Raw genomic sequence first — 24040 nt, 5'->3', positions numbered from 1 at the left:
AACCGCAAGAAAGGAGCTCTACCGATGAAAGCCAACCAACTGCCCGAAAGCCAACGCCAACGCTGCGAAGTCTGGACCCGCGTGATGGGCTACCACCGCCCGGTGTCGGCCTTCAACGCCGGCAAGCAGTCCGAGCACCGCGAGCGCTGCCACTTCCGCGAGACGCGATGAGCGCTGAGCTCAGGGTCGGGGGCCTGGTGCCCCTGACCACCCTCGACTACCCCGGCCTGCTGGCCTGCGTGTTGTTCTGCCAGGGCTGCGCCTGGCGCTGCCGCTACTGCCACAACCCGCAGCTGATCCCGGCACGCGGCGAGGCACAAATCCGCTGGGAGGACGTCCTCGCCTTCCTCCAGCGCCGCCAGGGCCTGCTGCAGGCAGTGGTGTTCAGCGGCGGCGAAGCGACCCTCCAGGCCGCGCTGCCCGGGGCCATGGCAGGGGTGCGCGAGATGGGCTTCCACGCCGGCCTGCACAGCGCCGGCATCCAGCCGCGCGCCTTCGCCCGGGCGTTGCCGCACAGCGACTGGGTGGGGTTCGACGTGAAGGCCCTGGCCGAGGACAGCGACGCCATCACCGGCGTGCCCCGCAGCGGCCAGGCCAACTGGCGCAGCCTGGAATTGCTGCTGGAAAGCAACGTGGCTTATGAATGCAGGACCACGGTGCACTGGCAACTGTTCGACCTGGAGCGACTGCGGCGCCTGGCCACGCGCCTGCGCGGGGTGGGCGTGGAAAATTTCGTGGTGCAACTGGCCCGCAGTGGGCGCCAGCTCGATCCGCAGCTCATTGCAACGCCGGCCCCGCAAGGCGCAGCGGCACTGTGGGGCGAGCTGGAAGCGCTGTTCCCGCGATTCGAATTGCGGGATGCCTAGCGAGTTCCTGCTCGCGGAGGGTGTTCGCCGGTTGCCGAAAATCGCGGACGAAGTCCTACGCTATCCCACCCACGCCATTCCGATGTAGGAGCGCGCCCTGCGCGCGATTCGCGGGCAGGGCCCGCTCCTACAAGGAGACTCGGCGCAAGAGGCCGAACGGTAGGAGCGGATTCATCCGCGATCCGGCCGGCAGGCCGGCGTGTGTTGGCAATCGCGAGGGAAACGCCGTCGTAGGATGGGTATCGCTTCGCTCAACCCATCCTACGAAAAGCGCCTCGGCGCAGTCGGCAAGTGTTTCGGCGTTATCCGGCCAGCACAGGGATTGCCGGCGGAAACCCGGCCTCCTCTCGGCACGGGCCAGCCCCCTCTCCCTCCGGGAGAGGGCTGGGGTGAGGGGCTCTTGGACCTCGCACCAATGCTCCAGCCTGTAGCCGAAAATCGCGGACGGAGTCCGCTCCTACGCGATCTCCACCCACGCCATTGCCCTGTAGGAGCGCGCCCTGCGCGCGATTCGCGGGCAGGGCCCGCTCCTACAAGGAGACTCGGCGCAAGAGGCCGAATGGTAGGAGCAACTGTCTTGCCGGCTGCGCCAAGGCGCGCCTCAACGGATGGGTTGAGCCTTGGCGAAACCCATGCGGTCGTGGTGATGGGTATCGCTTCGCTCAACGCCATCCTACGTGTCTTGTGTTTGCCGGAGGGCGTAGCGGACCTTGTCCGCGATAGCCGGGAATTCCGGCGCGGTTCGCGGATGAGATCCGCTCCTAAGCTGCGCCACTCACGCCATTCCCATGTAGGAGCGCGCCCTGCGCGCGATTCGCGGGCAGGGCCCGCTCCTACAGGGAGGCTCGGCGCAAGAGGCCGAACGGTAGGAACGGATTCATCCGCGATCCGGGGAAAGCCCCAGCGCCGAGGTAGATGACGAAGCTCGATCATGAGTAAAACTTGATTTCATCGTAAATAAATTGAGTTTGTCTCATGAACCACCGATCCCGAGAATCCCTCCACTGGTTTTTCAATGGAGAGATTCACCCATGGCATTGGCCCACAACCTCGGCTTCCCGCGTATCGGCCGGGACCGCGAACTGAAGAAAGCCCTGGAAGCCTTCTGGAAAGGCGAGCTGGACGAAGCCGGCCTGCGCGCCGTCGGCAAGCAGCTGCGCGCCACCCACTGGCAGGCACAGAAGGATGCCGGCATCGAGCTGCTGCCGGTGGGCGATTTCGCCTGGTACGACCAGGTGCTGACCCACTCGCTGACCTTCGGCGTCATCCCCGAGCGCTTCCGCGGCCATGGCGATGCCAAGCCGACCCTGCAGACCCTCTTCGGCATGGCCCGTGGCGTCACTGACAGCTGCTGCGGCGGCGCCCATGCGCAAGAGATGACCAAGTGGTTCGACACCAACTACCACTACCTGGTCCCCGAGTTCACTGCCGACCAGCAGTTCGCGCTGAGCTGGGAACAGCTGTTCGAAGAGGTCGACGAAGCCAAGGCCCTCGGCCATGACGTCAAGCCCGTGGTGATCGGCCCGCTGACCTACCTGTGGCTGGGCAAGACCAAAGGTGCTGACTCTGAAACGAACAGCTTCAACAAGCTCGACCTGCTCGACCGCCTGCTGCCGCTCTACGGGCAGATCTTCCAGCGCCTGGCCGCCCAGGGGGTGGAATGGGTGCAGATCGACGAACCGATCCTGGTCCTCGACCTGCCGCAGGACTGGAAGAACGCCTTCGAGCGCGCCTACAACCTGCTGCAGGGCGAGCCGCTGAAAAAGCTGCTGGCCACCTACTTCGGCGGCCTGGAAGACAACCTCGGCCTGGCCGCGAACCTGCCGGTCGACGGCCTGCACATCGACCTGGTGCGCGCGCCGGAACAGTACCCCAGCATCCTCGACCGCCTGCCGGCCTACAAGGTCGTGTCGCTGGGCCTGGTCAACGGCCGCAACGTCTGGCGCTGCGACCTGGAAAAGGCCCTGGACGTGGTGCGCCACGCCCAGGAACGCCTCGGCGAGCGCCTGTGGCTCGCGCCCTCCTGCTCGCTGCTCCACAGCCCGGTGGACCTGGAGCGTGAAGACAAGCTGGATGCCGAGCTGAAGAGCTGGCTGGCCTTCGCCGTGCAGAAGTGCGCCGAAGTGGCCGTGCTGGCCCGCGCTGCCACCGAGCCGCAGGCCGCCGACGTGGTTGCCGCCCTGGAGCAGAGCCGCGCCGTACAGGCCAGCCGCGCCGCCTCGCCGCGCATCCACAAGCCGGCCGTGCAGGCCCGCCTGGCCGCCATCCAGCCGGCCGACGCCCAGCGCCATTCCGCCTTCGCCGAGCGCATTGCCAAGCAGCGCGCCGGCCTGGACCTACCGGCCTTCCCCACCACCACCATCGGCTCCTTCCCGCAGACCTCGGCCATCCGCCTGGCGCGCCAGGCGTTCAAGCAGGGCAAGCTGAGCGAGGCCGAGTACACCGAGGCCATGCACAGCGAGATCCGCCATGCCGTACAGATCCAGGAGAACCTGGGCCTGGACGTGCTGGTGCACGGCGAAGCCGAGCGCAACGACATGGTCGAGTACTTCGCCGAGCAGCTCGACGGCTACGTCTTCACCCGCTTCGGCTGGGTGCAGAGCTACGGTTCGCGCTGCGTGAAGCCGGCGGTGATCTACGGCGACCTGAGCCGCCCGAAGGCCATGACCGTGGAGTGGATCACCTACGCCCAGAGCCTCACCGACAAGGTGATGAAGGGCATGCTGACCGGCCCGGTGACCATGCTGATGTGGTCCTTCCCGCGCGAGGACGTGCCCCGCGAGGTGCAGGCGCGCCAACTGGCCCTGGCCATCCGCGACGAAGTGGTGGACCTGGAAGCCGCCGGCATCAGGATCGTACAGATCGACGAAGCCGCCTTCCGCGAAGGCCTGCCGCTGCGCAGGAGCGCCTGGGCGCACTACCTGGAATGGGCCACCGAGGCCTTCCGCCTGTGCGCGTCCGGCGTGCGCGACGAAACCCAGATCCACACCCACATGTGCTACAGCGAGTTCAACGACGTGATCGAATCCATCGCCGCCATGGACGCCGACGTGATCACCATCGAGACCTCGCGTTCGGACATGGAGCTGCTGGAGGCCTTCGAGAAGTTCGACTACCCGAACGAGATCGGCCCGGGCGTCTACGACATCCACTCGCCGCGCGTGCCGAGCCGGGAAGAGATCGTCAAGCTGCTGCGCAAGGCGGCCCAGCGCATCCCCGCCGAGCGCCTGTGGGTGAACCCTGACTGCGGCCTGAAGACCCGCGCCTGGCCGGAGACCGAAGCGGCGCTGGTGAACATGGTCGCGGCGGCCCGCGAGCTGCGCAACGACCTCGCCGCGCTGGCCTGATCCACCCGCCATGGTGATGGGTATCGCTTCGCTCGAGCCATCCTACGGTCAATGACGAAACGGGACGCCTGGCGTCCCGTTTTGCTTTGCGCTCCCCGCGCGTTGCAGCCCCCCTACGGCGGCCTGCCCGGAACGAATTGCCCGTTTCTCGATACCCGACGTCCGAAACTCGCAAGACGGACGGACACGTACTGCCTAGCATAGGGCCTCCGCCAAAAACGATGGCCGCGCCAGCGAGCCGGCCGCCCCTTGCTGCCCGGAGTCCCATGTCCACTACTGCCGCCCCCACGGCTGCCGCGTCCGTCGCCAGCCAAGCAAGCCCCCTGGTCATGCGCGTGATCGGCGCCTGCGCCCTGGCCCACCTGATCAACGACCTGATCCAGGCGGTGCTGCCGTCGATCTACCCGGTGCTCAAGGCCAACTACGGGCTGAGCTTCACCCAGGTCGGCCTGATCACCCTGACCTTCCAGCTGACCGCCTCGCTGCTGCAGCCCTGGGTGGGCTACCACACCGACCGCCATCCCAAGCCCTGGCTGGCGCCGGCCGGCAGCGTCTGCACGCTGATCGGCATCCTCCTGCTGGCCTTCGTCGGCAGCTTCCCGGCCATCCTCCTGGCCTCGGCGCTGGTGGGCATCGGCTCCTCGACCTTCCACCCGGAAACCTCGCGCATCGCGCGCCTGGCCTCGGGCGGGCGCTACGGCCTGGCGCAGTCCACCTTCCAGGTCGGCGGCAACGCCGGCAGCGCCTTCGGCCCGCTGCTGGCCGCGGCGATCATCGTGCCCTACGGCCAGGGCCACGTGGCCTGGTTCGGCCTGTTCTCGGTGTTCGCCATCGGCGTGCTGTACGGGCTGAGCCGCTGGTACCGCAACCACCTGAACCTGTTCAAGCTCAAGCAGGGCGGCAAGGCTACCCACGGCCTGTCCAGGGGCCGGGTGAACGCCGCGCTGGTGGTGCTGGCGCTGCTGGTGTTCTCCAAGTACTTCTACATGGCCAGCTTCACCAGCTACTTCACCTTCTACCTGATCGAGAAGTTCCAGCTCTCGGTGGCCAGCTCGCAGCTGTACCTGTTCCTGTTCCTCGGCGCGGTGGCCGCCGGCACCTTCTTCGGCGGCCCGGTGGGCGACCGCATCGGGCGCAAGACGGTTATCTGGTTCTCCATCCTCGGCGTAGCCCCCTTCACCCTCGCCCTGCCCTACGTCGACCTGTTCTGGACCGGCGTGCTGAGCATGATCATCGGCTTCATCCTCGCCTCGGCGTTCTCCGCCATCGTGGTGTTCGCCCAGGAACTGGTGCCCGGCAACGTCGGCATGATCGCCGGGGTGTTCTTCGGGCTGATGTTCGGCTTCGGCGGCATCGGCGCCGCCCTGCTCGGCCACCTGGCCGACATCCACGGCATCGAGTACGTGTACAAGCTGTGCTCCTACCTGCCGCTGCTGGGCTGCCTGACTATCCTGCTGCCCTCCACCAAGCGGGCCTGACGGCGCGAAGGCGCTCGAAGGAGCGCCTTCTGCGCCAGCGGTTCCGCCCTCAGCGCCTTGCGCGCCGCGTGTTCGGCGCGCAGCGCGCCAGTTCCGCGGCGAGATAGGCCGCGGTCCTGCTGCCCTTCGCCCGCGCCAGCTGCTGCGGGGTGCCGCTGGCCACCACGCGGCCGCCGGCCTGGCCGGCGCCCGGGCCGACGTCGATCACCCAGTCGGCCTGGCTCACCACGCGCATGTCGTGTTCGATCATCACCACGCTGTTGCCGGCATCGACCAGCCGCTGCAGTTGCAGCATCAGCCGGTCGATGTCCGCCACGTGCAGGCCGGTGGTGGGCTCGTCCAGCACGTACAGGCTGCGGCCGCGCTGGCTGCGTTGCAGTTCGCTGGCCAGCTTGATGCGCTGCGCCTCGCCGCCGGACAGCTCGGTGGCCGGCTGCCCCAGGCGCAGGTAGCCCAGGCCGATCTCGCGCAGCAGCCGCAGCGGGCGCGCTACCGCGTCCTCATCGGCGAAGAAGTCGCCGGCCTCCTCCACCGTCATGCCCAGCACCTCGGCGATGTTGCGGCCGTTCCAGCGCACCTGCAGCGTCGCCTCGTTGTAGCGGGCGCCGTGGCAACTGGGGCATGGCGCATACACGCTGGGCATGAACAGCAGTTCCACGCTGACGAAGCCCTCGCCCTCGCAGGTGTCGCAGCGCCCCTTGGCCACGTTGAACGAGAAGCGCCCGGCGTCGTAGCGGCGGCGGCGCGCATCGGGGGTGGCGGCGAACAGCTTGCGCACGTGGTCGAACAGGCCGGTGTAGGTGGCCAGGTTGGAGCGCGGCGTGCGGCCGATGGGCTTCTGGTCCACCTGCACCACGCGCTGCACCGCCGCCAGGTCGCCGGCCAGGTGGCCGCCGGTGCTTTCGAGGATCGCCGGGCCTTCGTCGGTGGCTGGCGCGCCCTCCTCCTCGGGCTCGTGCCCCAGGTGCGCCAGCATCAGCTCGGGCAGCGCCTGGGCGATGAGGCTGGACTTGCCCGAACCGGAGATGCCGGTGACCGCGGTGAGCACGCCCAATGGAATGCGCGCGTCCACCCCGCGCAGGTTGTGCCGGTGGATGCCGCGCAGCTCCAGCCAGCCGGCGGCCTCGCGCCCGTGGCTGGGCGGCGCGGGAATCTCGTCGAACAGGTAGCGGGCGGTGCGCGACTCCGCCACCTCGCGCAGGCCCGCCGGGGCGCCGCTGTAGAGCACCCGGCCGCCGCGCTCGCCGGCGTCGGGCCCGACGTCCACCAGCCATTGCGCGCGGCGCATCAGCTCCAGGTCGTGCTCCACCACGAACACCGAGTTGCCGGCGTCGCGCAGCCTGTCCAGGGCGTCGTACAGGGCCTGGCTGTCGGAGGGGTGCAGCCCGGCCGAGGGCTCGTCGAGCACATAGACCACGCCGAACAGCATGGAACTCAGCTGCGTGGCCAGCCGCAGGCGCTGCAGCTCGCCGGTGGACAGGCTCGGCGTGGCGCGGTCCAGGCTCAGGTAGCCCAGGCCCAGCTGCTGCAGCGTGCGCAGCCGCGCCACCACGCCCTCTGCCAGGCGCCGCGCCGCCAGTTGCTTCTCTTCCGAGAGCGCGGCGCCGGGCTGGGCGCGGAAGTCGCCCTGGGCGATGGGCTCCAGCAGCGCCGCCACCTGGTCCAGGGGCAACTGCGCCAGCGCGCCTATGTCCACCCCGCCGAAGGTCACCGCCAGCGCCTCGGCCTTGAGCCGCTTGCCGCCGCACGCCGGGCACGGCCGGCCCTCCATGAAGCGCGACACGCGCCTTCTCATCAGGGCGCTCTGGGTGCTGGCGAAGGTGTGCAGCACGTAGCGCCGCGCGCCGGTGAAGGTGCCCATGTAGCTGGGCTCCTGCTTGCGCTTGAGCGCGATGCGGGTCTCGGCGGGGGTGAGGCCGGCGTACACCGGCGCCGTGGGCGTTTCCTCGGTGAAGAGAATCCAGTCGCGGTCCTTCTTCGGCAGGTCGCGCCAGGGCCGGTCGACGTCGTAGCCCAGGGTGACGAGGATGTCGCGCAGGTTCTGCCCGTGCCAGGCCGGCGGCCAGGCGGCGATGGCCTTTTCGCGGATGCTCAGCGACGGGTCCGGCACCATCAGCGCCTCGGTCACCTCGTACACGTGGCCCAGGCCGTGGCAGGCCGGGCAGGCGCCCTGGGGTGTGTTCGGCGAGAAGTCCTCGGCGTACAGCAGCGGCTGGCCCGGCGGGTAGGTGCCGGCGCGCGAATACATCATCCGCACCAGGCTGGACAGGGTGGTCACGCTGCCCACCGAGGAGCGCGCGTTGCTGGCGCCGCGTTGCTGCTGCAGCGCCACCGCTGGCGGCAGGCCGTCGATGGCGTCGACGTCCGGCACGCCCACCTGGTCGATCAGGCGCCGGGCATAGGGCGCCACCGACTCGAAGTAGCGCCGCTGCGCCTCGGCATACAGGGTGCCGAACGCCAGCGAGGACTTGCCGGAACCCGACACGCCGGAGAACACCACCAGCGCATCGCGCGGGATGGCGACATCCACGTCCTTGAGGTTGTGCTCGCGCGCGCCGCGCACTTCGACGAAACCGCTGGCGCCGGGGGCGCCGGCCGGGGGCTTGCTGTGGGGCATGGGGACGGACTCGGGGCTCTGTTGGCCAGGAGTATGCCTGAGGAGGCCCGCGCTGACCGAGGGCCTCTATCAGGTGGCCGGCCGCCCCGGCGGCGCCGTCAGGCCTCGCGGTAGGTGCCCTTCTGCTTGGCGGCGTGGGTGGCCAGGGCGTCCATCAGCGGCGGCGACAGGCAGTCATAGGGCTCCAGGTTGAGTTCGCGCAGGCGCTGGCGGATGGCGTCCATCTGCGCCGGCGGGGTGCCGCCCTCGATCACCGAGGAGACGAAGGCGGCGAAGCCCGGCGCCGACCAGCCCTCCTGCGGGGACAGTTCGGTATGCACGAAGTCCAGGCCGTAGAAGGCATGCGCCTGGTTCTCGATGCGCCCGAACAGGTGCGCGCCGCACTCGCGGCAAGCGTGGCGCTGGATGACGGCGCTCTCGTCGACGACCTGCAGCTTCTCGGGGTGGGCCACCACGCTGACCTTGTCCCGCGGCACCACCGCCACCACCGAGAAGATCGCCCCCGCGGGCTTCCAGCACTTGGTGCAGCCGCAGGCGTGGTTGTGCAGCGTCTGGGCTCCCACCGCGACCTCCACCTTGTCGGTCGCGCACAGGCATTGCAGGGTGCCGCCGGCGAAGCCGGGCTGTTCCGGGCGGATGCCGTTGTCCAGCGAGGGGTGAATGTGAATCGCGCTCATGGGGTTGACCTCCTGGCGTTCGCTGCGCCAGGGCCGGCACGACGACATGCCGCGCCGCGAAGCCCTGGCGGTCGAAATGGGTGGCGCGAGGCGTGGACGGTGAGTCCACGGCAGCGGAAACCGTAGGATGGGTTGAGCGAAGCGATACCCATCACCATGGTCCGATGGGTTTCGCAAGCTCAACCCATCCTACGAAAAGCGCTTCGGCATAGCCTGCAGCATAGTTGCCCGGCAGCGGAACCGTAGGATGGGTTGAGCGAAGCGATACCCATCGCCATGGCCCGATGGGTTTCGCAAGCTCAACCCATCCTACGAAGAGCGTCTCGGCATGGCCTACGCCTCGCCGCCGGCCACCAGGCGGATGCTGTCGCGCCCGCCGCGCTTGGATTCGTACAGCGCCGCGTCGCCCTGCTCGATCAGCGCCGCCAGGCTGGCCGGCGGCCGGTCGAACAGGCTGGCGCCTATGCTCAGGGTCACCGCCTCGGGCGTGGCGAAGGCCTGCGCGGCGGCCCGGTGGAACTGCTCGCGCAGCGCGCTGCCCAGCGCCACGACACGCTCGTCGGTCACGTCGCCGAGCAGGATGACGAACTCGTCGCCGCCCAGCCGGGCCGCGAGCGCGCCCCCGGGCAGCAGCGCGCGGATCATCTCGCTCAGCATGACCAGCAGCCGGTCGCCGGCAATGTGGCCGTGCAGGTCGTTGACCAGCTTGAAATTGTCGATGTCGATCAGCAGCAGCGCGCCCGGCCGCGCGCTGCAGACCTCCTCCAGCAACCGCGGCGCGCGCACTTCCAGGGCGCGGCGGTTGTACAGCGCGGTCAGCGGATCGCGGGCGGCCAGCCGGGCCATGCGCAACAGGACCAGGGTCGAGCCCACGGCGATGGTGGAAAAGCCCGCGCTCCAGAACAGCAGCGAGGGTTCGCGAACGTTGCGCCACTCGATCGCCAGGTACAGGGCAGCCGCCGCTGCCAGGGCGATCGAGAGGGTCAACATCGTGGGAGGATCGAGCGCCATGACTTCTGGACGGGGCTGCCTGGACGGTGGGGGGCGGATTCTAAGCGTTCGCGGCGTTTTTTCGCAGGGCCTTTCCCGCCCTGTCGACGGGAAGCCCGCTCCCACGCGCATAGCCGCTTCGCCGGGTCACGCTGGCGAGGCCGCACCTGTCCCGCGGCCCCGGCCAGGGGTCAGAACCGATCCAACCTGTAGGCGTCGAGCCCCGGCAGGCCGTGCGGCGCATTGCCCGTTGCCGGCACGGTTGCCAGCCGGGCGACATGCTCGGCGGTGATCGCCGCCTGGGTCAGGCCCAGGTGCTGGTGGCCGAAGGCGAGCAGCACCCTGCCCTCGCACACCCGGTCGATGATCGGCAGCGAGTCCGGCAGCGACGGGCGCATGCCCATCCAGGGCGTGGCCGCCTCGGCGCTCAGGTCGCGGCCGAACAGGCCCTTGCTGAGCCGGTGCAGTTGCCAGGCGCGCTCCATACTCGGCGGGCTTTCGAGGCCGGCGAACTCCACGGTGCCGGCCAGCCTCAGGCCGTCGGCCATGGGCGTCATGATGAACCGGCGTTCCAGCGAGGTGACGGCGAACGGCAGGCGATCGTGCTCGTGGGGCAGCATCAGGTGATAGCCGCGCTCGGTGTCCAGGGGTACCTTGCGGCCGGTCAGCGCCGCGGTGAGCCCGGCCGAGTGGGCGCCGCAGGCGATCAGCACCTGGCGGGCCCGCAGGCCGCCTTCCGCCGTGGCCAGCGCCACGCCGTCCTGCCGCAGTTGCCCGCCGAGAACCTTGCGCTGGAGGAACTGCACGCCCAGGGCACGGGCGGCGTCCACCAGTTCGCGGACCACGAGGTAGGGGTCGATGAAATGCCCCGTGCGCGGAAAGAACAGCCCGCCCAGCAGGCGCTCGCTGAGTTGCGGGGCGGCGGCGCGCACGGCCTGGGCGGGCCAGAAGTCGACCGGCACCGCCTGCTGGCGCATGCGCGCCTGCAGCGCGTCCAGCGCCTGGCGCGACTCGGCGCGCTCGAACACCAGCAAGGAACCGTCCTCCTTCAACAGGCCGGGGCGCCCGATGGCCGCCAACATCCGCCGCCAGGCCTCCAGGCTGCCCTCGTTGAGCGCGCGGATACCGGCGACGGTGCGGCGGAACGGCGCCGGGCGCAGGTTCAGCAGCAGCCGCACGAACCATGGCAGAGCATGCGGCAGGTACTTCCAGTCCAGGCGTAGCGGGCCCATGGGGTCCATGAGCATGGCCGGCAGGCGCCTGAGGATCGACAGGTCGGCGATGGGGAACACCTGCTCGGTGGCCAGGTGCCCGGCATTGCCGAACGAGGCACCCTGCCCCGGCGCCTGCTGGTCGACGACCTGCACCCGCAGCCCCTGGCGCGCCAGTTGCAAGGCGCAGGCGACGCCGACGATGCCGGCGCCGATCACGGCGATGTCCGCCTGGGGTTGCGGGCCGTTCGAAGCCTGGACGTCACGCATGTTCCCGGGCTTCCCTCTGGCCATCGAGCAGGCGGCGCAACTGCAGCGGGTTGCCGTGGCGCAGCGCGGCGGGCAGCAGGGCGTCGGGGAAGTCCTGGTAGCAGACCGGGCGCAGGAAACGCAGGATGGCCGCGGTGCCGACCGAGGTGGTGCGCGTATCCGAGGTGGCCGGGAAGGGGCCGCCATGGACCATGGCATCGCACACCTCCACGCCAGTCGGCCAGCCGTTGACCAAGAGGCGACCGGCCTTGCGCTCCAGGGTCGGCAGCAGCGCACGGGCGCTGTCCAGGTCGGCCTCGTCGAGGTGCAAGGTCGCGGTTAGCTGGCCTTCCAGGTGCTCGGCGACCTGGCGCACCTGCTCGTCGTCGGCGCACTCCACGATCAGCGACGCGGCGCCGAACACCTCGGCCTGCAACGCCGGCTCGGCGAGGAACGCCTGCGCCCGGGTCGCGAACAGATGGGCCTGGCCCTGGTTGGGCCCCTCGCCTTCCAGGCCCTTCGCCAGGACACGCGCCTGGGCCTGCCCGGCCAACGCAGCGACGCCGGCTTCGAAGGCCTGGAAGATCCCCGGCGTCAGCATGGTCTGCGCCGGGCTGCGCCGCACCCGCTCGGCGGCCGCGGCGATGAAGCGCTCCAGCGCCGGCCCCTGGCGGGCGACCACCAGGCCCGGGTTGGTGCAGAACTGGCCGGCGCCCTGGGTCAGCGAGGCGACGAAGCCCTGCGCCAACGCCTCGCCGCGCGCCTGCAGGGCCGCGGGGAAGAGGAACACCGGGTTGATCGAACTCATCTCCGCATACACCGGGATCGGCTCCGGGCGGGCCTGGGCCACCCGGCACAGGGCCAGGCCGCCGCTGCGCGAGCCGGTGAAGCCCACCGCCTTGATGCGCGGGTCGGCCACCAGGGCAGTGCCGACCTCGCGGCCGGAGCCGAACAGCAGCGAGAAGACGCCATCCGGCAAGGCGCACCTGGCCACAGCGCGGGCCACGGCGCGCCCCACCAGTTCGCTGGTGCCGGGGTGGGCGCCATGGGCCTTGACCACCACCGGGCAGCCAGCGGCCAGGGCCGAGGCGGTATCGCCGCCGGCAACGGAGAAGGCCAGCGGGAAGTTGCTGGCGCCGAACACGGCCACCGGTCCCAGCGGCACCTGGCGCTGGCGCAGGTCCGGGCGCGGCAGCGGCTGGCGCTCGGGCAGCGCCCTGTCCACCCGCACGTCCAGCCACTCGCCGGCGCGCACGGTGCGGGCGAAGGTGCGCAACTGCTGGCAGGTGCGGCCACGCTCGCCCTGGATGCGCTGGCGCGGCAGGCCGGTCTCGGCCATCGTGCGCTCGATCAGTTGCTCGCCCAGGGCCTCGATCTCCTCGGCGATGGTTTCAAGGAAGCCGGCGCGCGCCTCCAGGGAGGTTTCGCGGTAGCGGTCGAAGGCGGCCCAGGCCAGGGCGCAGGCCTGCTCCACCTGCTCGCCGGTGCCGCCGGCATAGGGCGGCTGGAGGGGTTCATTGGTGGCCGGGTCGATGGCCCGGGTCGCCTCGCGGCGCCCGGCGACCGCCTGCTGGCCGATCAGCATGCTGCCTGTCAGGTTCATGGTGCGTCCTGGATCAAGAAAGTGGGCCCCCTGCGCGACGCCCGTCGCGCAGGGGGCGGATCGCGGCGGGGCATCGGGCCCCGCCGCCGGCCGGTTCAGGCGAGGTTCTGCTCGGCCGACCAGTTGGCGTACCACTGGCGGAACAGCGCGTACTGGTTCTCGGCGTAGCGGCGCTGGGCCTCGCTGAGCACGTCGGTTTCGTTGAAGTGCAGGCTGTATTCCCTGTCGCCGTTGAGCACCATCAGGTGCTTGTAGTACAGCACCAGGTCGCAACCCTCGTCGAAGGAGGAAAGCACCGCCAGCGCCGCCTCCAGCTCGCCGGCCAGGCGGCGCGCCTTGACGTCGCCCTTGGCGGCCTGCCTGCTCAGGGCCACCAGTTGCAGCACTTCGCGCGGCAGGGCATTACCGATGCCGGTGATGGCTCCGGTGGCGTTGCAGTTGACGAAACCGTGGACCACCTGGGTGTCGACACCGACCATGAGCGTCACCTCGTCGTCCTGGGAGGTGATGTTCTCGGCCGCGTAGCGCAGGTCGGCGCCGCCGCCGAACTCCTTGAAGCCGATCAGGTTGGGGAACTCGCGGCGCAGTTCGAAGAACAGGTCGGCGCGGGTGGCGAAGCCGTAGTAGGGGCTGTTGTAGATCACCGCCGGCAGTTCCGGGGCGGCCGCGAGGATGGCGGAGAAGTGGGCCTTCTGCGCGGCCGGCGAGGCGCCGCGGGAGAGCACGCGGGGAATCACCATCAGGCCGTGGGCGCCGACCCTGGCGGCATGCGCCGCGTGGGACACCGCCTCGCGGGTGTTGACCGCGCCGGTGCCGACGATGGTCGGCACGCCGGCGGCCACCAGGCGCGCCACGCCCTCCTGGCGCTCGGCCTCGGTGAGCAGCGGCCAGTCACCCATGGAGCCGCAGTACACCACCGAGCTCATGCCGACGTCGATCAGCTCGCGGCCCTTGGCGACCAGGGCGTCGAAGTCCGGCTTGCGCTGGGCGGTGCAGGGGGTCATCAGCGCGGGGATGCAGCCGGTGAAGATGTTGTCGCTCATTGTTCGGGCTCCTTGAAGCACTCGTTCGGGTAGGGAAAAACGGCGTGGGGGCTCAGATGCCCCACGCGAAGGGGTCCTGTTCGTCGATCAGCAGGGTGCTGTCGGCGGTCATGTAGGCGCGGCCGGTGATGAACGGGCGGATGCGCTCGCCTTCCCATTCGTAGCGGCCTTCGAAACGGCTGCCGGTGATGCCGGCCTGCACCCAGGCCTGCCCGGGGGCCAGCTTGCCGTCGGCGGCCAGGCACGCCAGCTTGGCGCTGGTGCCGGTGCCGCAGGGCGAACGGTCGTAGGCCTTGCCCGGGCACATGACGAAGTTGCGGCTGTCGGCCTCCTCGTCGTCGGCGAACAGCTCGACGTGGTCGATCGGCGCGCCGCCTTCGCCGTGGATGCCCTGGGCCTCCAGGGCCTGGAGCAGCGCCCAGGTGAAGTCGGTCAGCGCCTCGACGTTGTCCAGCGCCAGCCGCTGGCCATGCTCGGATACCAGGAAGAACCAGTTGCCGCCCCAGGCGATGTCGCCGTACACCCGGCCATGGCCGGGCACCTCCACCGGCACCTGCCGGCGGTAGCGGTAGGCCGGCACGTTGCCGATGGTGACGGCGCCGTCCTCGTGCAGGGTGGCGCTGACCGGGCCCACCGGGGTGTCGATCTTGTGCACGCCCGGGCCGATCAGCCCCAGGTGCTGCAGCGAGGCGACCAGGCCGATGGTGCCGTGGCCGCACATGTTCAGGTAGCCGGCGTTGTTGAAGAAGATCACCCCGCAGGTGGCGTCCGCCGACACCGGCTCGCAATACAGCGCGCCCACCAGCACGTCGTTGCCGCGCGGTTCCAGCAGGCAGGCGCGGCGCCAGTGGTCATGCTGCTCGCGCAGGGCGTTGCGCTTCTCGGCCAGGCTGGCGCCGGCCAGCTCGGGGAAGCCTTTCATCACCAGGCGGGTGGGTTCGCCGCCGGTGTGGGAGTCGATGATGTGTACGCGTTTCATGTAGCCGTCCAGTAAGAGAGCCCGAAGGCGTTGAGGGCGCGGGCCGTCAGGACGAAGCCTGGGCGTAGCCGCCCAGGGGGCGCTGGTCGCCGGCCACGTCGGCCTCGGCGTCGCTTTCATCGTCGCCGCTCAGGCGAACCAGGTGGGCAGGCACGCCGGTGGCCGCGCCCCAGTAGTAGATGCCCATGGCGCAGGCGGCCACGGCCAGGGTGTCGAACGGGTGGCCGAGCACGCCGATGCCACCGAAGCTGCCGAGCCAGGACAGCACGATGGTCACGGCATAGAAGCCGATCAGCCAGGCCGAGGAGCGCACCTGCTGGCGCAGGTCCAGGTGGCGGGTCGGCACGAAGCGGCCGCACAGCAGGTACACCACGAACATCAGCATCTGCAGGCCGAGCAGCCAGGACACCGTGCCCCAGCCCGACCAGTAGACGATCAGCGCGGCGATGATGAAGGACAGCGGGCCGAGCACGCCCATGCCCTTGACCAGGAACGGGCGCGGCATGCCGGGCGCGCTGCGGCGCAGGGCGGCCACCGAGACCGGCGCCACGGCGTAGCTGAGCACCAGCGCGGCCGACACCACGTTGATCAGCGCTTCCCAGGAGGGGAACGGTAGGGTCCAGAACACCGACAGGCCGAAGGTCAGCCACAGCGCCGGGCGCGGGATGCCGGACTTCTCGTCGACGCGGGTGAACAGCTTGAAGAAGGTCCCGGTCTGCGCCCAGCCATAGATCACCCGCGGGGTGGCGTTCATGTAGATGTTGCCGCAGCCGCTGGGGGATATCACCGCATCGGCCACCACCAGGTAGGCCAGCCAACCCACCCCAAGGGCCAGGGCAATGTCGCGGTAAGGCAGGGCCAGTTGCCTGGACACGCTGGCCCAGCCGTTGGCCAGCATTTCCGTGGGCACGCCGCCGAGGAAGGCCGTTTGCAGCAGCACGTAGATGGCCGTGGAGAGCAGCACGGAAAGGATCAGCGCGAAGGGGATGGTGCGCTGCGGGTTCTTCACCTCGCTGGCCACCGAGATGATCGGCGTCAGCCCCAGGTAGGCGAAGATGACGCCACCGGCGGAAACCGCCATCTCCACGCCCGACAGGCCGAAGGGCGCGAAGCCCTGGGCCGAGAAGTTCTCCGGCTTGAAGAAGCAGAACAGCACGCCGATGACCAGCAGCGGCACGATGAACTTGAACATGCTGATCAGGTTGTTGGCCTTGGCGAAAGTCTTCACGCTGCGGTAGTTGAGCAGGAAGAACAGACAAAGCAGGCCGAACTGCACCAGCCAGCCGATGGCCGTGGGGTCGCTGGAGCCGGACTTGGTCAGCCCGGGGAACCAGGCGGCCGCGTACTGGCGGGAGGCGACGACCTCGATCGCCACCAGGCTGGAGAAGGCGATCAGGGTGATGAAGCCCATCAGGTAGCCCAGCAGCGGGCCGTGCGAGTACACCGGGTAGCGCACCACGCCACCGGCGCGCGGCAGGGCCGCCCCCAGCTCGCAGTAGACGATGCCCAGCAGCAGCACGGCGAACCCGCCCAGCAGCCAGGAGAAGATCCCTGCCGGGCCGGCGATGGCGGAAACGTGGCTGGCCGCGAACAACCAGCCGGAGCCGAAGATGGCTCCCAGCCCGATAAACGTAAGGTCCATCAACGAGAGTTGCTTCTTGAACTTGCCTGACATGGCGTTGCCTTCTTGTGCGTTGTTGGATAGGCAGATGCATTGCCACTCGACGCTGCGCTCCGGGTGCTGCCCGCAGGGACGAGTCGGCCGGCGGCAACCGCTTGTTCTATGAAGTTCGGCTGCACGCATTGGCCATAGAGTGGACCGGGGCGGCGCCGGCGCGCTTGATGGTTTTCTTCAGCACGAATGACGAAATCGGCACAATTGCCCCGCTCGTCCGCGCCTGGATCACGCCGCCTCTGCATACCCTCGACAGGCTGCGAGCCTTGCGGCAAGCTGCCCTGCAGCTTGTTGCCAGGCGGCTTTCGGGAGGCTGGAAACCATGTCGCAGAACGTGCTCGCCATGCTGTGCCAGGGGCATGAACTGCAGCGCCCGGAGAGCATGGAGGCGTTGCTGGCCAGCGTGTCGATGCTGCTGCCGATGCTGGACGTGATCCCCAATGCCGCGATCTTCATCAAGGACACCCAGGCGCGCTACGTCATGGCCAACCGCACGCTGGTCCAGCGCTGCGGCCTGAAGCAGTTGCAGCCGCTGCTGGGCAAGACCAGCGCCGAGGTGTTCCCGGCGCAACTGGGGCCGGGCTATACCGAGCAGGATCGCCGCGTGCTGGAACACGGCCAGGTACTGGAAGACAAACTGGAACTGCACCTGTACGGCAGCCGCGAGCCGGGCTGGTGCCTGACGCACAAGCGGCCGCTGTACAACCGCGACGGCGAGATCATCGGCCTGGTGGGCATCTCGGTGGACCTGCAGTCGGCCAGCGCCACCCACCCGGCCTACCAGCGCCTTGCCGCGGTGGACGAATACATCCGCGCGCACTTCCACCAGCCCATCAGCCTGGACGAACTGACGCGCATCACCGACCTCTCCGTGGCCCAGCTCGAGCGCTACTGCAAGCGCGTGTTCCACCTGACGCCACGGCAGCTGATCCACAAGGTGCGCCTGGAGCACGCCCACCGGCTGCTGCACACCGACCTGCCGATCACCGAAGTCGCCCTGCAGTGCGGCTATACCGACCACAGCGCGTTCAGCCGGCAGTTCAAGCAACTGACCGGTTTCACTCCGCGGCAATACCGCCAGGCGACCGGCCTCGAAGACTAGCGGGCTCGCCGCCGCTCCCCCGCCCGGCAACGAACGTCGGAAGCCGAAACCCGGCGACGGCCCGGCTGCTATTTTTCACGACGGACTTCCGAACCTTCGATTCCAGAGGAGATGCAGCATGGACCAGTTCACCGGCGGTTGCCTGTGCGGCAACGTCCGCTTCGTGGCCTCGGGGCGCCCCTACCGGGTCGGCCTCTGCCACTGCCTCGACTGCCGCAAGCACCATGGCGCGCTGTTCCACGCCTCGGCGATATTCCCCGAAGCCGCGGTAAGCATCGAGGGCGAAACCCGCGACTACGCGGGGCGCTTCTTCTGCCCGCGCTGCGGCTCGCCGGTGTTCCTGCGCAGCGCCGACGAGGTGGAAGTGAACCTGGGCGCCCTGGATGCCCCGGACCAGTTCGTGCCGACCTACGAACTCTGGACCCTTCGCCGCGAATCCTGGCTGCCGGCGTTCCCGCTGGCCAGGCACTACGAGCGCGACCGCGAGGGCACCGGCCGCTTCGAGGAGTAGGCGGCCACACCCACAGCACAACGGACGAAAAACGCAGCCCACGGACAATTCGCGCCGTGATTTTCCCGGCGCCACGAACTGTAATATCCCGGTTCGCAACGATGCCGATAGTAGCCCCGCCAACCCGCTCGAAGAGGCTACATCGTGCTGCATCGTGTTCTGTTCTCCCTGTCCGCCCTCAGCCTGTCCATCGCCGCCCACGCCGCCGAGACCTATACCCTCGACACCCCGCGGCTGACCGGCATGGACAACTTCCGCGACATCGCCGGAACCACCACCGCCTACACCACCGCCAACGACGGCACCATGCGCTCCGGGGTGTTCTACCGCTCCAACGCGCTGACGCCCACGGCCTCGGACCTGACCACGCTCGATGGCCTGGGCATCAGCAACGTTTTCGACCTGCGCACCGCCAGCGAAATCGCCGCTACGCCCGACACCCTGCCCGCCGGCGCCGCCTACCGCAACATCGACATCATCGGCAGCACCACCTCCGGGGCGAACGTCACCAACATCTCCTTCGGCAGCGCCGCCGAGGCGGTGGCGATGATGGAAGAAACCAACCGCGCCTTCGTCAGCGACGCGGGCATGCGCAGCCAGTTCGCCGAGCTGTTCAACGAACTGGCCGTGGCCGACGGCGCCGCCCTCTTCCACTGCACCGCCGGCAAGGACCGCACCGGCTGGACCGCCGCCGTGCTGCTGAGCATCGCCGGGGTGGACAACGCCACCATCATGGCCAACTACCTGGCCACCAACGACTACACCGCCCAGCGCATCGCCGCGACCCTGGCGGCGCTGCCGCCGAGCATGGCCGCCATCTACGCGCCCCTGCTCGGCGTGCAGGCCAGCTACCTGCAGGCCGGCCTGGACGAAGTGGTGGCCCGGTACGGCAGCATGGACAACTACCTCAAGCAAGGCCTGGGCCTGTCCCAGGAAACCCTCTACGTGCTGCGCGGCAAGATGGTCTACTACAACAGCCTGCCCGGCATGGAAGGCCTGGCCGGCAACGCCGCCGCCGGCGCGCAACTGCTGCAGCAACTGCAGAACAGCAGCCTCTCCGGCGCCTACAGCGCCTACAACTACTACCTGCAATCGGCCATCGACGCCGGCAGCCTCGGCGGCGTCGAGTCCACCGTCGGCGGCCAGGCCCACGCCGATGCCGCCAGCTACCTGCTGCGCCAGGACGCGCTGATCGACAGGGCCGCCGCGCCCTTCGCCAGCGGCACCGACCTCAAGCCCGGCCAGCGCCGCCTGTGGAGCACCGCCCTGGCCGGCTACCAGGGCAACGACGGCTCGTCCCAGGCTGCCAGCAGCAACGAGCACACCCAGGGCCTGATGGTCGGCCTGACCCAGCGCTTCAGCGAGCAGCTCAGCGCCAACGCCGGCTTCGGCTACAGCCGCGGCAGCGTCGGCGGCGCGGGTGGCGAGGTGGACACCGACCTGACCTTCCTCCGCGCCGGCGCGCGCTTCGCCCCGGGCAGCCTGGAGCAGGGCCTGTTCGTCGACGCCGACCTGAACACCGGCTGGCTCGACTACGACAGCAAGCGCGAGCTGGGCGGCGGCCTGGGCACCGCCAAGGGCGACAGCCACGGCACCCTCAGCGGCGCCGGCGTGGCGCTGGGCTACCGCATCCCGGTGCGCGACGCGATCCTCGAACCGAGCCTGGGCCTGCGCATCAGCCACCTGGACCTGTCCGGCTTCCAGGAAAAAGGCAGCGAACTGGCCCTGGACGTCGACGGCATCGAGCAGACCCGCCGCAGCGCCGTCGCCAACCTGAAGGTGAGCTTCATGCCCATCGCCCTGAGCGGCGGCTGGCAACTGGTGCCGGGCCTGGACCTGGGTTACGACCACGCGCTGGGCGACTACAAGGTCGACAGCGAAGGCCACCTGCTGGGCCTGGACGTCGCCCAGCGCGCCGCCTTCGACAACCGCGACCAGTTCAGCGGCGCGGTGAACGTCATGGCCAGCCTCGGCGACCTGAGCCTGGGCGCGGAAGTCGGCGCCCTGAGCGGCAGCGGCAGCCATGGCTACAGCGGCAGCCTCAAGGCCAGCTACCAGTTCTGACCGCCCGCCCCTGCCCGGCCGACTGGCCGGGCATCGCTAATGGCGGATGCCCTTGCGCACATCCGCCGGGCTCAGCCCGAAGGCGCCCTGGAAGTACTGGCAGAAGCGGCCGACGTTGCTGAAGCCCAGGCCCAGGGCGATTTCGCTGACCGAGGGCGAAGCGTCCTGGCGCAGCGCGTCGTACGCCCGCTCCAGGCGGACCTGGCGCTGGTAGGCGACGATGGAGCAGCCGACGAAGCGCCGGAAGCCCTCCTGCAAGGCGCGCAGGCTGACGTTCGTCAGCGCCGCCAGCTCGCCGCCGCTGACCAGGGCGTCGGGGTGCTCGCGGATGTATTCCACGGCCAGCTTCACGTGGCGCGGCGCAATCAGCGGCCCCGGCCGGCGCAGCGCCTCGCTGTAGTTGTGCGGCCAGGCTTCCAGCACCGAATCCACCAGCATCTCCTGCAGGCGGGCGGGCATCAGCGCGCTGGAACTGGCCAGAGCGTCGAACTCCGCACCGGTGGCCATGCCGACGATCGCCTTGATCCCCTGGAAGGCTTCCACCTTCAAGTCCACCACCGGCTGGAAGCGCACCGGGCGCACCACCGGGCGGCCGAGCAGCGTGGCGAGCCGCCTGGCGAACAGCCCGCGGCGCACCGACAGCCCATACTGCGCATGGCCGTCGCCGAAGCCCACCGAGCGCACCGCGGCCTTCTCGATGGCCAGGCCGACCTGGGGCACGCCCACGGTCTCGCTCGCCTGGTTGAACACGATGCGCCCGGCGGTGGGAAAGACGAAGGTGATCTCGTCATCCATGTCGGGCAGCGCGGTGAGGAAGTCGCCGCGAAAGCTCAGGCGCCGGAAGCTGACGCCCTCGTAGCGCCCGTATACGCCGGCGATGGCGACCTTGCGCCGCAGGGGCGGAAGGCCGGAATAGAGATCGCCGAACATCCGCGTGAACAGCGCGCCGAACTCGTCGGCGTGCATATCCTCGGAACGGATGAGAAACGGTCTGCGCGAAGTACCTGTGTCCACCGTCCTGCCCCATCTGCCGGCAATGCCAGGAAGCCGCCCGCACCGCGGCGGGCAGCATGCGGGCGCCAGGGTAGCGGCCGCGGATTACAACGATGTGATACCGCGCCCTCCTCCCAAAGTCCGCCCCTGCAGCATGAGCGAGCATGGCTTTTCGTAGGATGGGTTGAGCTTGCGAAACCCATGCGGTTGCGCTGATGGGTATCGCTTCGCTCAACACCATCCTACGACGACGTTTCTCCTGCACCCGTAGGAGCGGACTCCATCCGCGATTGCGCCGAACGGCCTAATGGGAAGACACATACACCCCCTCCCCATGCACCGGCGGAATCGCAAAACTCTCCCGCATCCGCCGCGCCTCCGCCTGCGGCGAACGCCCGAACAACCGCTTGAACTCCCGGTTGAACTGCGACGGGCTGGCGTAGCCCACGGCATGGCTGGCGGCCTGCGCTGTCATGCCCTGGCGCACGATCAGCAGCCGCGCCTGGTGCAACCGGGTGCACTTCACGTACTGCATGGGCGAGGTCTGGGTGATCGCCTTGAAATGGCTGTGGAACGAAGGAACGCTCATGCCGGCCTCCTCGGCCAGCTGCGGCAAGTCGAGCGGCTGCGCGTAATCGGTGTGGATGCGCCGCAGCGCCCTGGCGATCCGCCCGAACCGCCCCTGCATGGCCAGCGCCGCGCGCATGGCGGTGCCCTGGGCGCCGGTCAGCACGCGGAAATACAGCTCGCGCAGCAAGGCCGGGCCGAGCACCGTCGCCTCCAGCGGGTTGTTCAGCGCCGCCAGGAAGCGCAGGACGGAAGCGGCGAGCGCGTCATCCATGGGGCTCGACATCATGCTGCGCGGCGCCTCCTTCGGCGAGGGCGCCTGCTGCTGGTCGATCTGGATCATCAGCTCGGCGGCGAGCTGAAAATCCAGGTGCAGGTAGATGGCCAGCAGCGGGCGCTCGGCCGTCGCGTCCGTTTCCATGGTGAAGGGCACGGGCACTGCGACGGCCAGGTAATGCTGCTCGTCGTACACATACACCTGATCGCCGAAATACCCGCGCTTGTAGCCCTGGCACACGATCACGATGCCGGGGTCGTAGAGCACGGGCGTCCGCGCCAGGGGCCGGTCCGACCTCAGGATGCGCACGCTGGCCAGCGACGTGAGGTTGTACCCCTCGTTGGGGGCCAACGCCTCTAGCAGGGCGACCATGCGTTCCCGCTCCGGGGGATGATGTCGGTTCATAGGATTAGGCAATAAAGTCAGAAGATGCGGTCTCTGAAACAGGCCGGCGGATAAGTATTGTGCGCTCATCCCCACTGAAATGGAGCCACCGCCATGTCACCTCACAAAACCTTGTTGATCACCGGAGCCAGCAGCGGCTTCGGGCTGGCCCTCGCCCAGGAGGCCTTGGCGGACGGACACCGCGTGGTGGGCACCGTCCGCAGCGAACAGGCCAGGGTTGCGCTCGAAGCCCTGGCCCCCGGCCGGGCGCTGGGGCGCCTGCTGGACGTGACCGACTTCGCGGCCATCGAGCCGCTGGTCGCCGAGATCGAAAAGACCGTCGGCCCGCTGGATGTGCTGGTGAACAGCGCCGGCTACGGTCACGAAGGCATTCTCGAAGAATCCCCGCTGGCGGAAATGCGCCGGCAGTTCGACGTGAACGTGTTCGGCGCCGTTGCGATGATGAAGGCGGTGCTGCCATACATGCGTCAGCGGCGCCGCGGCCATATCCTCAACATCACCTCGATGGGTGGCTTCATCACCCTGCCCGGCATTGCCTACTACTGCGGCAGCAAGTTCGCCCTGGAGGGCATATCAGAAGTGGTGGGCAAGGAGGTCGAAGGCTTCGGCATCGCCGTGACCGCCGTCGCGCCCGGCTCCTTCCGCACCGACTGGGCTGGCCGCTCCATGGTCCGCAGCCCCCGCAGCATCGCCGACTACGACGCACTCTTCGACCCCGTGCGCCAGGCGCGCCAGGAAAAAAGCGGCAAGCAGTTGGGCGACCCAAGGAAAGCGGCCAGGGCCATGCTGGAAGCGATAGCCTCGGCGAATCCCCCGGCCCACCTGCTGCTGGGCAGCGATGCACTCGGCCTGGTGCGCCAGAAACTGGGAGCGCTGGAAAAGGAAATAGCGGCCTGGGAAGCCACCACCCGCTCCACGGATGGATGAGGCGTCGGCCTGCACGCGAATCGCGGACAGAGTCCGCTCCTACCCCTTCCGGCAGATATGACATGGGTTGAGCGAAGCGATACCCATCACCACGACCGCATGGGTTTCGCCAAGGCTCAACCCATCCTACGAAGAGCGCCTCGGCGCGGCCTGCAAGACAGTCGCTGCTACAGGTTGACGCCGAACCTCCCGCCCGCGCCGGACAGCCCCCTCTCCCGCTTGCGGGAGAGGGTTGGGGAGCGGGCGCTCTTGAACCCGACGCCCAAGCCACCGGTAAACCCCATTCGCGAGCAAGCTCGCTCCTACGCCGCCCCACCCACGCCATTCCCCTGTAGGAGCGCGCCCTGCGCGCGAATCGCGGGTAGGGCCCGCTACGGTTCCAGGCAGCACGGCTTTTCGTAGGATGGCGTTGAGCGAAGCGATACCCATCAGCGCAACCGCATGGGTTTCGCAAGCTCA

General features: G+C 69.2%; 18 protein-coding genes. 8 read left to right on the top strand and 10 right to left on the bottom strand.

The window, feature by feature from the left end; all coding sequences use genetic code 11:
• Positions 1-24: 24 nt before the first annotated feature.
• The 4 genes from nrdD (at position 25) to PcP3B5_RS12175 (ending at position 5691) form a co-directional block, all read left to right on the top strand.
• A complete protein-coding gene (gene nrdD, locus PcP3B5_RS32290) occupies positions 25-171 on the top strand; it encodes an anaerobic ribonucleoside-triphosphate reductase (protein WP_009619575.1) in 147 nt (48 codons plus the stop codon).
• A complete protein-coding gene (locus PcP3B5_RS12185) occupies positions 168-866 on the top strand; it encodes an anaerobic ribonucleoside-triphosphate reductase activating protein (RefSeq protein WP_061561369.1) in 699 nt (232 codons plus the stop codon). The genes nrdD and PcP3B5_RS12185 overlap by 4 nt, the downstream gene beginning before the upstream one ends.
• A 1031-nt stretch (positions 867-1897) precedes the next feature.
• Complete coding sequence (gene metE, locus PcP3B5_RS12180) at positions 1898-4213, top strand: 5-methyltetrahydropteroyltriglutamate--homocysteine S-methyltransferase (RefSeq protein ID WP_061561368.1); 2316 nt, start codon at positions 1898-1900, stop codon at positions 4211-4213.
• A 266-nt stretch (positions 4214-4479) separates the two neighbouring features.
• Entirely contained in the window at positions 4480-5691 is a 1212-nt protein-coding gene (locus tag PcP3B5_RS12175) for an MFS transporter (protein WP_009619569.1), read from the top strand.
• Between the two features lie 49 nt (positions 5692-5740).
• On the opposite strand, the gene uvrA is transcribed toward PcP3B5_RS12175, so the two are convergent.
• From uvrA to PcP3B5_RS12135, 8 genes are all read right to left on the bottom strand, one after another.
• Positions 5741-8308: an excinuclease ABC subunit UvrA gene (uvrA, locus tag PcP3B5_RS12170; protein WP_061561367.1), complete on the bottom strand. Its 2568-nt coding sequence runs from the start codon at positions 8306-8308 to the stop codon at positions 5741-5743.
• Between the two features lie 98 nt (positions 8309-8406).
• On the bottom strand, positions 8407-8985 hold the full coding sequence (gfa, locus tag PcP3B5_RS12165) for an S-(hydroxymethyl)glutathione synthase (protein ID WP_061561366.1): 579 nt from the start codon (positions 8983-8985) through the stop codon (positions 8407-8409).
• 333 nt (positions 8986-9318) lie between these two features.
• Positions 9319-9996 (bottom strand): GGDEF domain-containing protein, encoded by a 678-nt coding sequence (locus tag PcP3B5_RS12160; RefSeq protein ID WP_061561365.1) that lies wholly within the window; start codon positions 9994-9996, stop codon positions 9319-9321.
• Between the two features lie 170 nt (positions 9997-10166).
• Entirely contained in the window at positions 10167-11456 is a 1290-nt protein-coding gene (locus PcP3B5_RS12155; RefSeq protein WP_043266578.1) for an NAD(P)/FAD-dependent oxidoreductase, read from the bottom strand.
• Positions 11449-13038 (bottom strand): aldehyde dehydrogenase (NADP(+)), encoded by a 1590-nt coding sequence (locus PcP3B5_RS12150; RefSeq protein WP_061561364.1) that lies wholly within the window; start codon positions 13036-13038, stop codon positions 11449-11451. The genes PcP3B5_RS12155 and PcP3B5_RS12150 overlap by 8 nt, the downstream gene beginning before the upstream one ends.
• Positions 13039-13133: 95 nt before the next feature.
• On the bottom strand, positions 13134-14081 hold the full coding sequence (locus PcP3B5_RS12145) for a dihydrodipicolinate synthase family protein (protein ID WP_061561363.1): 948 nt from the start codon (positions 14079-14081) through the stop codon (positions 13134-13136).
• A 52-nt stretch (positions 14082-14133) separates the two neighbouring features.
• Positions 14134-15060, bottom strand: a complete 927-nt coding sequence (locus PcP3B5_RS12140; RefSeq protein ID WP_061561362.1) for a 4-hydroxyproline epimerase — start codon at positions 15058-15060, stop codon at positions 14134-14136.
• A gap of 46 nt (positions 15061-15106) precedes the next feature.
• Positions 15107-16735 (bottom strand): APC family permease, encoded by a 1629-nt coding sequence (locus tag PcP3B5_RS12135; protein WP_061561361.1) that lies wholly within the window; start codon positions 16733-16735, stop codon positions 15107-15109.
• Positions 16736-17057: 322 nt separating this feature from the next.
• Here PcP3B5_RS12135 and PcP3B5_RS12130 point away from each other — a divergent pair, with 322 nt between their 5' ends.
• From PcP3B5_RS12130 to PcP3B5_RS12120, 3 genes are all read left to right on the top strand, one after another.
• Positions 17058-17837, top strand: coding sequence for an AraC family transcriptional regulator (locus PcP3B5_RS12130; protein WP_009619550.1), 780 nt, complete (start codon positions 17058-17060; stop codon positions 17835-17837).
• 118 nt (positions 17838-17955) lie between these two features.
• A complete protein-coding gene (locus PcP3B5_RS12125; protein ID WP_061561360.1) occupies positions 17956-18348 on the top strand; it encodes a GFA family protein in 393 nt (130 codons plus the stop codon).
• A 144-nt stretch (positions 18349-18492) separates the two neighbouring features.
• The gene (locus tag PcP3B5_RS12120) at positions 18493-20412 is read left to right on the top strand and encodes a tyrosine-protein phosphatase (RefSeq protein ID WP_061561359.1); all 1920 of its coding nucleotides are present in this window, start codon (positions 18493-18495) and stop codon (positions 20410-20412) included.
• Between the two features lie 36 nt (positions 20413-20448).
• On the opposite strand, the gene PcP3B5_RS12115 is transcribed toward PcP3B5_RS12120, so the two are convergent.
• A complete protein-coding gene (locus PcP3B5_RS12115) occupies positions 20449-21378 on the bottom strand; it encodes an AraC family transcriptional regulator (protein WP_061561358.1) in 930 nt (309 codons plus the stop codon).
• A gap of 331 nt (positions 21379-21709) precedes the next feature.
• Complete coding sequence (locus tag PcP3B5_RS12110; protein ID WP_145923889.1) at positions 21710-22654, bottom strand: AraC family transcriptional regulator; 945 nt, start codon at positions 22652-22654, stop codon at positions 21710-21712.
• Between the two features lie 93 nt (positions 22655-22747).
• Between PcP3B5_RS12110 and PcP3B5_RS12105 the strand changes: the two genes are divergently transcribed.
• The gene (locus PcP3B5_RS12105) at positions 22748-23581 is read left to right on the top strand and encodes an oxidoreductase (RefSeq protein ID WP_061561356.1); all 834 of its coding nucleotides are present in this window, start codon (positions 22748-22750) and stop codon (positions 23579-23581) included.
• Positions 23582-24040: the final 459 nt, after the last annotated feature.

This window comes from Pseudomonas citronellolis (assembly GCF_001586155.1).
Classification (GTDB): domain Bacteria; phylum Pseudomonadota; class Gammaproteobacteria; order Pseudomonadales; family Pseudomonadaceae; genus Pseudomonas; species Pseudomonas citronellolis.
The sequence above is the reverse complement of the archived record's forward strand: the minus strand, read 5'-3'. Positions and strand labels throughout refer to the sequence as shown.

Bases quoted from the DNA above. Each gene is read 5' to 3' on its own strand.
- PcP3B5_RS12175 (WP_009619569.1), top strand. From the start codon at position 4,480: ATGTCCACTACTGCCGCCCCCACGGCTGCCGCGTCCGTCGCCAGCCAA.
- PcP3B5_RS12125 (WP_061561360.1), top strand. From the start codon at position 17,956: ATGGACCAGTTCACCGGCGGTTGCCTGTGCGGCAACGTCCGCTTCGTG.
- PcP3B5_RS12105 (WP_061561356.1), top strand. From the start codon at position 22,748: ATGTCACCTCACAAAACCTTGTTGATCACCGGAGCCAGCAGCGGCTTC.
- gfa (WP_061561366.1), bottom strand. From the start codon at position 8,985: ATGAGCGCGATTCACATTCACCCCTCGCTGGACAACGGCATCCGCCCG.
- metE (WP_061561368.1), top strand. From the start codon at position 1,898: ATGGCATTGGCCCACAACCTCGGCTTCCCGCGTATCGGCCGGGACCGC.
- PcP3B5_RS12140 (WP_061561362.1), bottom strand. From the start codon at position 15,060: ATGAAACGCGTACACATCATCGACTCCCACACCGGCGGCGAACCCACC.
- PcP3B5_RS12185 (WP_061561369.1), top strand. From the start codon at position 168: ATGAGCGCTGAGCTCAGGGTCGGGGGCCTGGTGCCCCTGACCACCCTC.
- PcP3B5_RS12145 (WP_061561363.1), bottom strand. From the start codon at position 14,081: ATGAGCGACAACATCTTCACCGGCTGCATCCCCGCGCTGATGACCCCC.
- PcP3B5_RS12160 (WP_061561365.1), bottom strand. From the start codon at position 9,996: ATGGCGCTCGATCCTCCCACGATGTTGACCCTCTCGATCGCCCTGGCA.
- PcP3B5_RS12135 (WP_061561361.1), bottom strand. From the start codon at position 16,735: ATGTCAGGCAAGTTCAAGAAGCAACTCTCGTTGATGGACCTTACGTTT.
- PcP3B5_RS12115 (WP_061561358.1), bottom strand. From the start codon at position 21,378: ATGCACGCCGACGAGTTCGGCGCGCTGTTCACGCGGATGTTCGGCGAT.
- PcP3B5_RS12110 (WP_145923889.1), bottom strand. From the start codon at position 22,654: ATGAACCGACATCATCCCCCGGAGCGGGAACGCATGGTCGCCCTGCTA.
- nrdD (WP_009619575.1), top strand. From the start codon at position 25: ATGAAAGCCAACCAACTGCCCGAAAGCCAACGCCAACGCTGCGAAGTC.
- PcP3B5_RS12155 (WP_043266578.1), bottom strand. From the start codon at position 11,456: ATGCGTGACGTCCAGGCTTCGAACGGCCCGCAACCCCAGGCGGACATC.
- PcP3B5_RS12150 (WP_061561364.1), bottom strand. From the start codon at position 13,038: ATGAACCTGACAGGCAGCATGCTGATCGGCCAGCAGGCGGTCGCCGGG.
- uvrA (WP_061561367.1), bottom strand. From the start codon at position 8,308: ATGCCCCACAGCAAGCCCCCGGCCGGCGCCCCCGGCGCCAGCGGTTTC.
- PcP3B5_RS12130 (WP_009619550.1), top strand. From the start codon at position 17,058: ATGTCGCAGAACGTGCTCGCCATGCTGTGCCAGGGGCATGAACTGCAG.